The 11,991-nt window shown below is 61.8% G+C and carries 13 protein-coding genes; 3 read left to right on the top strand and 10 right to left on the bottom strand.

Going from position 1 to position 11,991, the window contains the following annotated elements; all coding sequences use genetic code 11:
• Window positions 1-35: 35 nt before the first annotated feature.
• Window positions 36-359 carry a DUF4148 domain-containing protein gene (locus FFS45_RS03775; protein ID WP_137953356.1) on the bottom strand — a complete coding sequence of 108 codons (324 nt, stop codon included), beginning with the start codon at window positions 357-359 and terminating at the stop codon, window positions 36-38.
• 285 nt (window positions 360-644) lie between these two features.
• Between FFS45_RS03775 and FFS45_RS03770 the strand changes: the two genes are divergently transcribed.
• Window positions 645-1,124, top strand: a complete 480-nt coding sequence (locus tag FFS45_RS03770) for a hypothetical protein (RefSeq protein WP_137953355.1) — start codon at window positions 645-647, stop codon at window positions 1,122-1,124.
• A 149-nt stretch (window positions 1,125-1,273) separates the two neighbouring features.
• Here FFS45_RS03770 and FFS45_RS03765 read toward each other — a convergent pair whose 3' ends face one another.
• On the bottom strand, window positions 1,274-1,972 hold the full coding sequence (locus tag FFS45_RS03765) for a response regulator transcription factor (protein WP_137953354.1): 699 nt from the start codon (window positions 1,970-1,972) through the stop codon (window positions 1,274-1,276).
• Window positions 1,973-2,015: 43 nt separating this feature from the next.
• Window positions 2,016-2,717, bottom strand: coding sequence for a response regulator transcription factor (locus tag FFS45_RS03760; RefSeq protein WP_137953353.1), 702 nt, complete (start codon window positions 2,715-2,717; stop codon window positions 2,016-2,018).
• 131 nt (window positions 2,718-2,848) lie between these two features.
• On the opposite strand from FFS45_RS03760, the gene FFS45_RS03755 reads away from it, so the two are divergent.
• Window positions 2,849-4,105, top strand: coding sequence for a LysR family transcriptional regulator (locus FFS45_RS03755; protein ID WP_249362584.1), 1,257 nt, complete (start codon window positions 2,849-2,851; stop codon window positions 4,103-4,105).
• Window positions 4,106-4,171: 66 nt separating this feature from the next.
• Here FFS45_RS03755 and FFS45_RS03750 read toward each other — a convergent pair whose 3' ends face one another.
• A complete protein-coding gene (locus FFS45_RS03750; protein ID WP_137953352.1) occupies window positions 4,172-5,428 on the bottom strand; it encodes a cupin domain-containing protein in 1,257 nt (418 codons plus the stop codon).
• Between the two features lie 44 nt (window positions 5,429-5,472).
• Between FFS45_RS03750 and FFS45_RS03745 the strand changes: the two genes are divergently transcribed.
• Window positions 5,473-5,694: a hypothetical protein gene (locus FFS45_RS03745; protein ID WP_137953351.1), complete on the top strand. Its 222-nt coding sequence runs from the start codon at window positions 5,473-5,475 to the stop codon at window positions 5,692-5,694.
• A gap of 178 nt (window positions 5,695-5,872) precedes the next feature.
• Here FFS45_RS03745 and FFS45_RS03740 read toward each other — a convergent pair whose 3' ends face one another.
• The 6 genes from FFS45_RS03740 to FFS45_RS03715 all read right to left on the bottom strand — a co-directional run bounded on the left by FFS45_RS03740 (window position 5,873) and on the right by FFS45_RS03715 (window position 11,929).
• Window positions 5,873-7,048: a porin gene (locus tag FFS45_RS03740; RefSeq protein WP_137953350.1), complete on the bottom strand. Its 1,176-nt coding sequence runs from the start codon at window positions 7,046-7,048 to the stop codon at window positions 5,873-5,875.
• A gap of 191 nt (window positions 7,049-7,239) precedes the next feature.
• The gene (gene moaD, locus FFS45_RS03735; protein WP_137953349.1) at window positions 7,240-7,497 is read right to left on the bottom strand and encodes a molybdopterin converting factor subunit 1; all 258 of its coding nucleotides are present in this window, start codon (window positions 7,495-7,497) and stop codon (window positions 7,240-7,242) included.
• A 40-nt stretch (window positions 7,498-7,537) separates the two neighbouring features.
• Window positions 7,538-8,086: a molybdenum cofactor biosynthesis protein MoaE gene (locus FFS45_RS03730; RefSeq protein ID WP_137953348.1), complete on the bottom strand. Its 549-nt coding sequence runs from the start codon at window positions 8,084-8,086 to the stop codon at window positions 7,538-7,540.
• A 42-nt stretch (window positions 8,087-8,128) separates the two neighbouring features.
• Entirely contained in the window at window positions 8,129-9,208 is a 1,080-nt protein-coding gene (gene moaA, locus FFS45_RS03725) for a GTP 3',8-cyclase MoaA (protein WP_249362611.1), read from the bottom strand.
• A 297-nt stretch (window positions 9,209-9,505) separates the two neighbouring features.
• Complete coding sequence (gene cydB, locus FFS45_RS03720) at window positions 9,506-10,492, bottom strand: cytochrome d ubiquinol oxidase subunit II (protein WP_137953346.1); 987 nt, start codon at window positions 10,490-10,492, stop codon at window positions 9,506-9,508.
• 42 nt (window positions 10,493-10,534) lie between these two features.
• Window positions 10,535-11,929, bottom strand: a complete 1,395-nt coding sequence (locus tag FFS45_RS03715; RefSeq protein WP_137953345.1) for a cytochrome ubiquinol oxidase subunit I — start codon at window positions 11,927-11,929, stop codon at window positions 10,535-10,537.
• Window positions 11,930-11,991 lie beyond the last annotated feature (62 nt).

The raw sequence follows: 11,991 nt of genomic DNA, 5'->3' as shown, positions 1-11,991 counted from the left end.
CTTACGCGACGGCAGCGCAGAGGCCATTTGCGCCATCAGCCAGCCGGCGTCGCATTCGCCGCGGTTCCCGCGGCGTTCTGCGCGCCCGTGGGCAGGCAGTCTGCATGATATTCCGCCCAGAGTTTCCTTTGCGCGACGTGAATGTCGTGGGGATAGTACTCGTCGTTGTCCGACGGGCTATAGCCAACCGATTCGAGCTCCGCCAGTTCCTGCATCAGTTGAGCGTGAGTCACTTCAGTCTTGAGCGGTGTGAACGGATAGTCGTTGCATTGCTGGGGCGTCAGGTGCTGGCCGGCGAAGGCCGATGCGCTGGATATGGCGAGAAGGGCGACGACGGCAGTTTTCGATAGCAGTTTCATGATGGCTTTCCAGGTGAGTTGATGGTCAGGTGACGACGTCAATCGTGCGTCGATGATGAAGCGTACATGGCGCTGCAAACATGGCGGTTGTTATATCGATGAAGGAAAGTTAATTCTTGCAGATGAGGTTCGTAAATAAATTAGGTATACGAATTAATGATTGAAGATTGATCGTCGCCGGTCGTTTAAATAACTCTTCATGATTTCAACAAGCGGGTGGCGCGAGGCGCTCGCTATGCTGAATGACGACGTAGCGTGATTCTTCCCCTCATTTCCCAAACGCACATGCCATATCAACCTCCGTATTTCATCCTCAAACAGAGTGTCGTTGCCCGCGCGAAGAAGGCGGTTTTGCTGCCCATGAAGCGCAGCCGGGCAGACCTGATTTCCCTTCGCTGTCACGCCGCACTCGAAGCGTTGCGGCGCGGCAAGGGGTGGTTTGGCGCGGCCGAAGCCATGACGCGTGTGTTGTTGCTGACAGGATGTCTGAGCGATAGCGGATACGGGCGCCTCGACAAGGAGACAATGGCAAGCGCACAGCGCGCCATTGCGCGGGTGCTCGATGCCGGCAAGCGGTCAGGGCGATGGTGTCTGGACGATTCGACGTACCGCCAGTTCGCGGACGTGGTGAATCTGCACGACTCCCAGCTACATGTCGTGCCGCTGCTTGCCTACGATGCGGCCAATGGCCGGCTGGGACGGATGTTCCGGGCGCTCAGGAGCGAGCAGCCGGTAGGTTGCGAGGCGGGCGCGAGGCAGGCCTAAACCCGACCTGAACCCGGCGGCTTACGTATGCCCGTGATCCGCTATACCGGGCGAGGCCGGCGCCGCAAACCGGTGCCGGCCGGGCCGCGCTGAGCGGCCGTGGTGCTGCAGGCAGGTTCTGGTGGTTATGGCAGCATGGTTCCCTCCTTCTATCGCGCTGACGCGAGACTCAGTTGATAACCGTAGCCGTTGACGGTGCTGATATGCACCGACGGAAGAGACTTTTTCAACTTGCTTCTTAGACGCCAGACGAGCGGGCTGACACTGCTGAAATCGAAGGCCCCTTTCTCGGGCCACGTGTAGCGAATCAGCTGGTCGTGGGCGACCGGTGCATCGACTTCCCGCAGCAGGCATTCGAAGAAGAGATACTCGCGCTTGGTGAGCGGCAGACGGTGTTCGCCCTTCACAAGCTCGCGCGTGGCCGTATCGAGCCGCAGCGGCTCGACCGTATCGGGTTGCTCCGGCATAAGCAGAGGCTGGGTCGACGACATGCGCCGCAATGCCTGAAGGCGCTCGTGGACCTCGATGAAGGAAAACGGCCTCACAAAACAGGCGTCGGCGCCCGCTCGCAGCACTTTCACCCGCTCCTGGGCGCGTGCCGCAGGCAGAAGCGTCATGACGATGGCGCCGCGCGCCACCGCACAGATGCGGGTGAGCAGGGACTCGATGTCGAAGGGCCGCGTCGGGTCGCTGACAACAACGACGATAGCGTCGAAGCGTTCGCGCGCGGCTTCCTCCGCGGTGCTCTCGAGCGCCTTTGCACGATGCAGGCTGTGGGCGCTTTCTCGCAGCGCCTTGCACAACCAGTCGGATTCGGGATGAGGCTGGGAAGCGAAAAGTATACGCATGGGTCACCTGATTGGGCGTGCTTGATGGACTGGACGAGTGCCGTTAGTTAAGCGCGTGATCGCGACCGAAGACGTAGCCGGCGCCACGGACGGTTTTGATCATGGGTGTCGTACCGCTGGGCTCGATTTTCTTGCGCAGGCGCCCGACGTGGACATCGATCAGATTCGTGCCCGGGTCGAAGTGATGGCCCCAGACGGCTTCGAACAGCATCGATCGCGTGATGGTCCGGTTCGCATAGCGCATCATGAATTCGAGCACGCGATACTCGGTGGGCAGGAGCGCGATCTCCTCGCCGTCGCGGTGGGCCTTGCGTGCGATCAGATCGAGCGTGAGCGGCCCGACCTGCAGTCGTGTCACGGCTTCAGCCGTGGATCCCCCGTGCCGCCGCAAGAGGTTTTCGACCCGTACTGCGAGTTCATCGGGGTTGAACGGCTTGGTAAGGTAGTCGTCGCTGCCTGCGCGCAACCCGCGCACGCGTTCGTCCACGTCGGTCAGCGCGCTCACCATGAGGACCGGCGTTTTCACACCGGCGCTGCGTATCCGGTTCAGTATTGTGAGTCCGTCGATACCGGGCAGAATGCGGTCGAGCGTCACGAGGTCGTAGTCGCGGGCCATCACGCGGCTTATGCCCTCCTGAGCGTCGTCAACCCAATCGACGGTAAAGCCGCAGGGCCGCAACGCGTGCATGATCGCCCCGGCGGCAAGCTCGTCGTCTTCGATGACCAGTACCCGTGTGTCAAGCATGGCTCTCGCCTCCGCGGGCCGCGAAGCGATCAGACGCCTCGTGTCCGCCACGCCGCACCGCCGGGACAACCCACATGCTATGCGAGCGCGGATCCTGACGAAGCACGGACGATATCAATGCAGAACCGGACATGGGGAATTTCCGTAACAAGGCGTTGATCTGCAGTGTTGGCGAGGGGAATTACCGGTTAATTGCAAGGATGCGTAATTCGATTTCATCGGTAACCGATCCGGCGCCGCGTCTGTTCAACGGGCGGCCCCGCAAGATGAAATTCCTGTCATGTTTGTGTGATGCCGGGCGGCACGCGGGCGAGGTTATGCTGTGCCCGTCCCCTTTCACCGCCGGTCACGACCTCGAGCTAGACATTGAACGGGATGTTTTCGCGGGAGTGCGTCCGAACGCATTCGAAAAACGGACTGTCCCCAGTATCGGGCGCCGGCGTGTGAGTAAAAACTTTCGACTTTTGCCATACACCGTGAAAAATGCCACGCTGCGCCAACTGAGAACCTTCGAAACCGTTGCCCGTCGTCTGAGCTTTTCGCGCGCGGCGAACGAGCTGAATCTTTCTCCTCCTGCGGTTTCTACGCAGATCAAGCATCTCGAAGAACATGCAGGCATGGCGCTGTTCGGGCAGCTCGGCAAGAAAATCTACCTGACGGAAGCCGGCCGCGAGATGCTGCGCCATTGCCGCGCAATCATTCACTGCTTTCGGGAGGCCGAGGAAGCGCTGGCGAAGATGGGCAAAGTCCCGGGCAGTAAGCTCAACATCGGGGTGGTCAGCAGCGGAAGTTACTTTCTCCCCAAGCTGCTCGCCGAGTTCTCGGCCAGCAACAAGGGCGTCGAACTCGATCTCACCATTGAGAATCGGGAACGCTTGCTGGCACGCCTCGCGGAGAACCGTATCGATCTTGCCATCATGGCAAATCCTCCCGACGATCCGCAATGGTCCAGCACGCCGTTTGCGCCTAACGTGTTCGTGATCCTTGCGTCGCCGCAACATCCTCTTGCCGGAAAAGAACGCATCGATCTTGCCGCACTGCGCGGCGAGCGCTTCATCGTTCGCGAGCAGGGCTCCGATACATGGAGCGCCATGCAGCGGCGCTTTGCCGGCGAACTGGAGCTGCACGACACGATCGAGATTCGCGACACTGAAGCGATCAAGCAGGCGGTCATCTCGGGGATGGGAATTACGTTTCTCTCCACCCACACGGTATCGCTCGAGTTGAGTGCGCGTATCCTGAAGGTGCTGGACGTGGTCGATTTTCCTGTGATGCGGAACTGGCATATCGTTCATCGCGCGGAAAAGGAACTGGCTTCTGTGACGCACGCCTTCAAGGCGTTTGCCATTGGCAGAAACAGCGTCCCTGGTGGCGCCATCGCGAGATGACGCCGTCCTGCTTGCCTGCCCGCAACCAGGTGGCGTCGGGCAGGCTTGGCAAGGCTTGAGGGAGAGTTAGACCGGCACGACGTCCGGACGATTTCTCGGGAACTTGGCCAGCACGTCCGGGGTGATGTTCAGGTGTTCCATGACCATCTGCGGCGGCGTGTGGGTCAGCCAGTCGGAGAGCGACACTTCCGCGTAGTGATCCGACCGGAATATTTCCATGAAGACGAGGTCGGTGTTGCCGGTGTTCTGCACGTAGTGACCGAGGCTCTTCTTCACGTAGCCGATATCGCCGGCGCGGAAGTCGTTGGTGATGGCGCGGGGACCCGTATCGAAGACCGTCATGCGTCCTTCACCGGAAATGTAGTACTGCCATTCATCGGCGTTCGGGTGCCAGTGGAGCTCGCGCATGCCGCCCGGCTTCACCGTGACGAGCGCCGCGGCGACCGTCGACGAAGCCTTGAAGTTCTTGCTGTCGGCGATCTGGACCATGCCGCCTGCGGTCTTGCGCACCGGCGGAAGATCGCTCAGCGAGAAGACGAACGGGAAAGTCGGCGGGCCGAGCGGGGACTTGACGGCGCGCTGGTCGGCATCGAGCGGTCCCGGATCTTTGCCCTGGAAGATCCACAGATTGTTCAGCGGGATGTTCTTGAACGCGTCGGCCGGTACGCCGAAGTTGGCGGAGAGCACTTCCGGCGGCGTATGGGCGATCCAGTCGGTCAGCAACAGCGTGTTGAATTCAGACGCCATGCCGTTATCGAAGGCAATCACGAACTCGGCGCCGGTGGATCCGATGCCTTGCAGCGAGTGCGGCAAGCCCGGCGGGAAGTACCAGAGGTCACCGGCCTTCACGTCGGCTACCTGCGGGCGGCCCAGTTCGTCGATGATCGTGATGCGGCACTTGCCGTCGGTCATCACAGCCCATTCTGCCTGCTGGTGCCAGTGCAGTTCGCGAATACCGTTTTTCGCAAGGCGCATGTTGACGCCGGAAATTTCGGTGGAAATCGCGAAGTCTTCCTGCGTGACCTGGCGGGCCCAGCCACCGTCCTGAATGCGCTTGGGCGCGTTGTTGAACGACGCCCAGAATTCCGCCATACCGTTCACGTCGGTCGGCGGCGGGTTGCCCGTGTCAGGGAACTGGCTCGCGAGACCCGGGTTCTTGGGACCCGGATCGTCCAGGCTAGTCGGGCTCTTTGCGTTGATTGCGCCTTCGGCGGGATTGTCCGGGTTGCCGAACGTTGCCGCTTTTGCGGTGGCTGCCACGCCCAGTGCGGCGGCCGAAGCGGCAGCGCCCACCAGCATCTTGCGTCTCGACAGATCAGTCATGTTGCATTTCCTTCCATTGCGGATGAGATAAAGACTTGCGATAAATGCGTTATCGCGAAGGGTCGGCAGTCATGCTGCAAGTCGACCAGGCCCAGGCAGCTATCCAACATGTCGCTGGCCTTGAACTCGATATTAGTCAGCTCGCGCGCAGCAAAACAGTTGATTTTTTGGAAGGAAACGATCAACAGAAGTTTAATGATTTTCGAACGAAAAATTCGACAATAAAGCTATTCGTCCAGTGTGAAAACCGTCAATTTTTCGATTAAAGAAAATTCAGAATGAGCCTGACAGCAGGCTCGGATTGCTGCGTTCAGGATGATAGGCGTTTCAAATGTCGTTTGCTCGTTTTATTCAATTTCAATTGAAACAATCAGATCGGGAAAATGATTCGGACCGGCTGGCCATCAGGACGGCCAGCCGGTATTCGATGACTGTGTACCCGTATCAGAACCGGTGACGCAGTCCGGCGACGAAGAGCAATTGATGGTTGTCGGAGGAGGCCGGTACGTTGAACATCGACGCGTTGAAGACCGGATTGCCGCCTCCACCGTTGACCGTCTGATAGAGGCTTTCCAGATAGACATCGGTACGCCGGCTGAAGCGGTAATCCGCTTGCACGATCGCCTCGTGCCACTTCGGCGAGAGGTCGCCGGTCGACGACACGAAGCGGCCGTCGGTATAGGTATAGGACGCGGCGAGGCTGAATGCCTGGGTAAAGAAGTATCGGCCGTTGAGTTCGAAATTGTCGAAGCGCAACAGATCTCCGTTCAGCGGCGTCAGATTGCCGTCCTGGAACACGCCGGTGACGTTGTTGGTGGCCGAATGTGTCCAGACGAAGCCGACGGTCCCGGCGCCGATGGCGTAACTGGCGCCCATCCCCCAGATCTGCTGGCGGCCGCCTGAAATGACCGCGTCGCTGTCGCCGTTGGTGACGGCGCCATTGGTATTGACGTTCGAGGCGCCGGCCGAGCGGTCGATCTGCAGGAAGCTGGCGATCAGCGTGACGGGCCCCTGGTCGTAGCGGGCGCCAAAGCTGTACGCGCGGTCGTTCGAGAATTCGCCGGCTTCGTTGGAGAAGCCGTACATGGCGCCTGCCTTAAGTCCCCGGTAGTTCACCGTCTCGTAGCGGATCGAATTCTGGATGCTCTGATGGCGGATCATGTCGTCGTTGTCGAACGGGTGATCGGCGAGGTTGCCCCCCCAGCCGAGGCCTTCCGCACTGATCGCGGAGAGGTACTGCGACATGAAGCTGTACTGCCGGCCGAGCGTGACACGGCCGTATTCGGTCGAACTGAGGCCGACGTACACCTGGCGGCCGAACAGGTCCCCGCTGTTGCTGAGCTTGCCGTTCGTACTGGAGAAACCGTCTTCCAGCCTGAAAATGACGGACAGTCCGCCTCCGAGGTCCTCCTGGCCGCGCAGGCCCCAGCGCGTGCCGCTAATGCCGCCGCTATTCATTTCGATGCCGGAGTGGCCCGTGGGCGTTTTGCCGCCAGTGGATTCGTTGTTGCCGTAGATGAGCGTCGTATCGACGATGCCATAGAGCGTGACACTGCTTTGGGCATAGCTTTGTCCGGCGCAAAGCAGGGAAGCTGCGAGGGCAAGAATTGTCTTCTTCATTTTGTGTAGCTTGTGGTGGGGGACCTCGGTGAGGCCATGGTGGAGATACGTGAGTGGCGCGCCACGGCGTTATATTTCGGCGGATACATCGAAGGGCAAAAAAAAGCGCCGTTGCGCGTAGGGTTTCAAATACAGTGGACAGCCTTTCAGTCAGCGTGAGGAGTGCTTTGCACGCCGCGATACCGGAAGACTTACCCTCCGGTCACGGGAGGGAAGAAAGCCACCTCGCTGTCTTGCCGCACGATGAACGTGCCTGAGACCATCTCGTGGTTGACGGCGACACGAACCGGCCGGCCTTCGCGCAGCGCGCTGGCAGACTGTTCGTCCCGCGCGGCGAGCCGGGTGCGCAGCGCATTGACGGTGATGGTGGGTGCATCGATATCGAGGGCTTCCTGAGCGACGCCAAGCTGCTCGCGAATGCTGGCAAAGTACTTGATGGTGAGTTTCATTGAGGGTTCTCCGTAGCGTGTAGAAGAGGGCGGCCGTGTTTTATCCCCATCGGAGCATGGCCTGCTCGTCGCCCGTTCTGGCTTCGACCCATTCGGAGCCCCCGTCGCCGCGAATTTCCTTTTTCCAGAGCGGTGCATGTGTTTTCAGGAAATCCATCAGGAATTCGCACGCCTCGAAGGCATCCACGCGATGCGCAGCCGCGACCACGACCAGCACTACGGGGTTGCCGAGCGCGACGCGCCCGATGCGGTGCACGATCTTTATGGCGTCCACGCTCCAGCGCGCATTGGCTTCTTCGACGATGCCCCAGAGCGACTGCTCGGTCATGCCGGGATAGTGCTCGAGCTCGAGTGCGACCACATCGTCGCTGTCACCGCTGTTGCGCACCACGCCGACGAAATTGACGACGGCGCCAATGTTGGGATTGCGGATGATCGGCGCCATCTCCGCGTGAACGTCGATGGTATGGCGCTGCACGCGCACCTCGAAACCGGCGGCAATGCTCGCACGCGGCGCGTCGGGCTCTTCGGCGTGATGGCCGGGCGAGTCTGCGGAAAGCGTGCCCAGGTCGGTCAGGGTGGTTGTCATGATTCGTTCTCCGATGTGTCTGCTTTCTTCACACGACCCGCATCAGCCACCAACCAGCGACATGCGGACCGTGGGGTAAATCTTGCCCGCACCGGGCTTGCGCCGGATAGCGCGCAGCTCCGAGTAGCGGTCGTCGCGCGTGCTCCAGCGGCGGCGCAGCGTCTCGACAAGCCGTTCCACCGGCACGGCGTCTGCAAGCCATGGCTTGAGGTCGGTCCCCTCTGTGGCGAACAGGCATGTATAAAGCCGGCCGTCGGCGGACACGCGCGCACGTGAGCAGCCGCCGCAAAACGGCTGCGAAATGCTGGCGATGAAACCTACCTGAGTGCTCTGGTCCGCGTGCCGGTAATTGACGGCCGTGGCCGTCTCGCGCTCCTCCGCCAGCGCAACCAAGGGGAATTCGGTTTCGACGATAGCCCGGATTTCGCGCGCAGTGAGTACCGTGGCGTTCGACCAGGCGCTCGCGCCGCCCACGTCCATGTACTCGATGAAGCGCAGGGCGATATCCGTGCCGCGGAAGTGACGCACGAGCGGCAGGATCTGGCTGTCGTTCACGCCGCGTTCGATCACCGTGTTGACCTTGATGGGCGCAAGGCCAGCCGCGTGGGCCGACTCGATGCCGTCCAGGATGCGTGCGACCGGCAGGTCCACGTCGCTCATGCGCCGGAATACGGCGTCGTCGAGTGCGTCGAGGCTCACGGTGACGCGGCGCAGCCCGGCGTCGCGCAGCGTACGCGCTTTGGCCGCGAGGAGCGAGCCATTCGTCGTGAGGGCGATGTCCATCGGCTTGCCGCTTGCGGTCGTCAACTGCGCGAGGCGCTCGATCAGCGTTTCGAGCCCACGCCGCAGGAGCGGTTCGCCGCCCGTGATGCGGATCTTCTCGACGCCGAGCGAAGCGAACGCCTTCGCGACCTTTACCATCTGGTCGAAGGACAGACGCTCCGAGGCCCGCAGGAAAGGATAGTCTGCGCCGAAGACGTCGCGCGGCATGCAGTATGTGCAGCGGAAGTTGCACTGGTCGATCACGGAAAGACGCAGATCCCGCAGCGGGCGTCCGAGCGCATCCAGAACAGGCGCCTGGGCGCCGGCCAGAATGAGCGGGTGAAATGCAGTGTCGGCAATGGCGTTCACGATCTCGTCGTAAGTCCGTAGCAAGCAGTAAGGGCCGGGGCGCCGGCACTCGCGCCCTCGGCGCGCAGGGCCGGACAACCGTTCCGGTACAACGCCCGCTCAGAATACTGTGTCGGCAGACTGCGCCGGAGGCACAGTCCGCATGCAAATGCAGCGGTACAGTTGCGCCGGGAACACGGCAGGGTTCGGCAAGTGCCGGGAATTCGCGCGAAAGATTCGCCTGAAAGTACAGCGCCTTTCCCGCGGATTTCCCCGGGAAAGGCGTTTCGGTAAGGGACCAGGCAGGCGTCAGTGCTTGACAGGCACGACTTTGCCGCGGAACAGGTGGTACTGGTAGAGGTTGTAGCCGATCATGATTGGCAACACGATTCCGATCCCGAACAGCATGAAGGTCAGCGTAGCGCTATCGGAAGCTGCGGCCCCGACCGTGAGCTGTCCCGGCACGATGTAAGGGAACATGCTGATCGCAAGCCCCGCGAACGAAATCACAAAGAGCAGGGTGGCGCCGACGAACGGCCCGTGTTCGCCGCGCATGCGGATAGCGTAGAGCACATAAAGGGTGGCGAAGGCGGCAAGGACGCCAAGCGCGATCAACAGATGGAGGATGCCGTGCTCGTGCCAGCGCGTCACGCCCACCGGGCTCAGTTCGAGCGTGGCGAGCGATACCACGAGCGCGGCTGCCACGGTCGTGAAGATCGCCACGGTGGCGCAGCGGCGCGCCCAGCGCTCGATGCCGCCGGTGGTTTTCTTCACGAGCCAGGTCGCACCGAGCAGGCCGTATCCGGACACGACGCCTATGGCGGTCACGACGACAAAGCCGAGGCTTGCGAGACCCGGCACGAAGCCGGTCAGGATCTTGCCGAGCACGATGCCCTGCGAGACTGCCGCGAGCAGGCTGCCAATGCCGAACACGCGATCCCATACAGCCTTGCTCGTGTGGGCGGCGTGGCGGAACTCGATGGCCGCGCCGCGCATGATGAAGCTGGCGATGAGGACCATCACGGGGACGTAGAGGTCCGAGAGGATCATGGCGTACGCGTCGGGAAACGCACCGAAGAGCGCGCCGCCGAGCGCGACGAGCCAGGTCTCGTTGGCATCCCAGACATGGCCGATGGACTGGATCATAAGGTCACGTTCGCTCTCGCGTCGGCGCAGCAGCGTGAGTGCGCCGACGCCCAGGTCGAAGCCGTCCGTGACGACGTAAAGCACGAGCATCAGGCCGATGAGGCCGAACCACGCGTGACTTAGCAGGTCCTGCGTTGAGGTGGGTGTCATGGTGACGTCCTGTACGATGAATGTGATTGTGCGGACGGCCGATCAGTAATCGACTGCGTGCGCGATGGACTGCCTTGCGGGTTCGGCGGGCGGCATCATCTGGAGATCGGGGCCGCGGCGCAGCCAGCGCCGTGCGAACACGAAGAACGAGGTGATGAGCACGACGAAGAAGACCGCGAACATGATCATGCTGCCGGTCACCGTGCCGGCCGGAATGGCCGACGCGGCGTGCTCCGTGCGCAGCAGGCCGTACACGACCCACGGCTGCCGTCCTACCTCGCGAACGATCCAGCCGCACTCCACGGCGCAATAGGGCAGAGGAATCGCCAGCACCCATGCGAGCAGCAGCTTGCGGCGCGCGAGCAGGGACTCGAGACGGCCGCGCGACTTGCGCAGCGCATAGACGGTCCAGAAGGCGAGCACCATGAACAGGAAGCCGATGCCGGCCATCACGCGGAACGCGTAGTAAAGCAGCGGAATCATCGGCGGCTGGTTCTCGACGGGGATGTCCTTGAGGCCCGTAACCTGGCCGTGCAGGGTATGTGTGCCCAGGATGCTCAGCATGCCGGGCACTTCGAGCGACCAGTCGTTGCGCTGCTTCGCGGCATCGGGCCATGCGATGAGCGACCAGTTTGCCCCGGTGCCCGGTGCATTCGTTTGCCAGTGACCTTCGATCGCCGCGCCCTTGGCCGGCTGGGTGGCGAAAACGTCCACGCCGCTCGAATCGCCGAGCCAGATCTGCACGGGCGCGACGAACGCGAGCATGACAAGCGCAACCTTGAACGATCGCACGAAGAATTCCGGATTGCGGCGCTTGAGGAGGTAGTACGCCGAAATGCCGGCCACCACGACGAGACCGGTTTCGAGGGCCGCGAACCACATATGCGAGACGCCCCACACCATGTCGGGATTGAAGATGGCCTGAATGTAGCTGGTGACGACGAGCTTGCCGTCCACCACCGCGACGCCGCGCGGCGTCTGCAGCCACGAGTTCGCGACCATGATCCAGAACGCGGAGAGCGACGAACCGAGCGCGACCATCGCGGTGGCGAAGAGGTGCACGCCCTTCGGCACGCGGCCCCAGCCGAGCATCATGATGCCGACGAAGCCCGCCTCCAGCATGAACGCCATCGCGCCTTCAAAGCCGAGGATATTGCCGAAGAACTGGCCGGTGTATTCGGAGAAGGGACCCCAGTTAGTGCCGAACTGGAACTCCATGGGGATGCCACTGACGACGCCGACGGCGAAATTGAGTATCAGCAGCTTGCTCCAGAATCGCGCGTGGCGATACCAGACGACATCGCTGGTCTTGACCCAAAGGGTTTCGACGACGAGCAGGAAGGCGGACAGGCTGATCGTGAGAATCGGCCACAGGATGTGAAAGATCGCGGTCATCGCGAACTGGCCGCGTGCCAGATTCAAGGCTTCGACAGACATGGTAGTCACCAGGCAGGTTGAAAACGGGCAGTGCCCCGCGAAAGGCGCGGCCCGTCTGGTCA

The sequence above is a fragment of the Burkholderia sp. 4M9327F10 genome (genome assembly GCF_005503145.1).
GTDB lineage: Bacteria > Pseudomonadota > Gammaproteobacteria > Burkholderiales > Burkholderiaceae > Paraburkholderia.
The sequence above is the reverse complement of the archived record's forward strand: the minus strand, read 5'-3'. Positions and strand labels throughout refer to the sequence as shown.

Excerpts from the sequence above, each read along its gene's own strand:
- FFS45_RS03775 (WP_137953356.1), bottom strand. The coding sequence starts at position 359 with ATGAAACTGCTATCGAAAACTGCCGTCGTCGCCCTTCTCGCCATATCC.
- FFS45_RS03770 (WP_137953355.1), top strand. The coding sequence starts at position 645 with ATGCCATATCAACCTCCGTATTTCATCCTCAAACAGAGTGTCGTTGCC.
- FFS45_RS03765 (WP_137953354.1), bottom strand. The coding sequence starts at position 1,972 with ATGCGTATACTTTTCGCTTCCCAGCCTCATCCCGAATCCGACTGGTTG.
- FFS45_RS03760 (WP_137953353.1), bottom strand. The coding sequence starts at position 2,717 with ATGCTTGACACACGGGTACTGGTCATCGAAGACGACGAGCTTGCCGCC.
- FFS45_RS03755 (WP_249362584.1), top strand. The coding sequence starts at position 2,849 with ATGGGGAATTTCCGTAACAAGGCGTTGATCTGCAGTGTTGGCGAGGGG.
- FFS45_RS03750 (WP_137953352.1), bottom strand. The coding sequence starts at position 5,428 with ATGACTGATCTGTCGAGACGCAAGATGCTGGTGGGCGCTGCCGCTTCG.
- FFS45_RS03745 (WP_137953351.1), top strand. The coding sequence starts at position 5,473 with ATGCGTTATCGCGAAGGGTCGGCAGTCATGCTGCAAGTCGACCAGGCC.
- FFS45_RS03740 (WP_137953350.1), bottom strand. The coding sequence starts at position 7,048 with ATGAAGAAGACAATTCTTGCCCTCGCAGCTTCCCTGCTTTGCGCCGGA.
- moaD (WP_137953349.1), bottom strand. The coding sequence starts at position 7,497 with ATGAAACTCACCATCAAGTACTTTGCCAGCATTCGCGAGCAGCTTGGC.
- FFS45_RS03730 (WP_137953348.1), bottom strand. The coding sequence starts at position 8,086 with ATGACAACCACCCTGACCGACCTGGGCACGCTTTCCGCAGACTCGCCC.
- cydB (WP_137953346.1), bottom strand. The coding sequence starts at position 10,492 with ATGACACCCACCTCAACGCAGGACCTGCTAAGTCACGCGTGGTTCGGC.
- FFS45_RS03715 (WP_137953345.1), bottom strand. The coding sequence starts at position 11,929 with ATGTCTGTCGAAGCCTTGAATCTGGCACGCGGCCAGTTCGCGATGACC.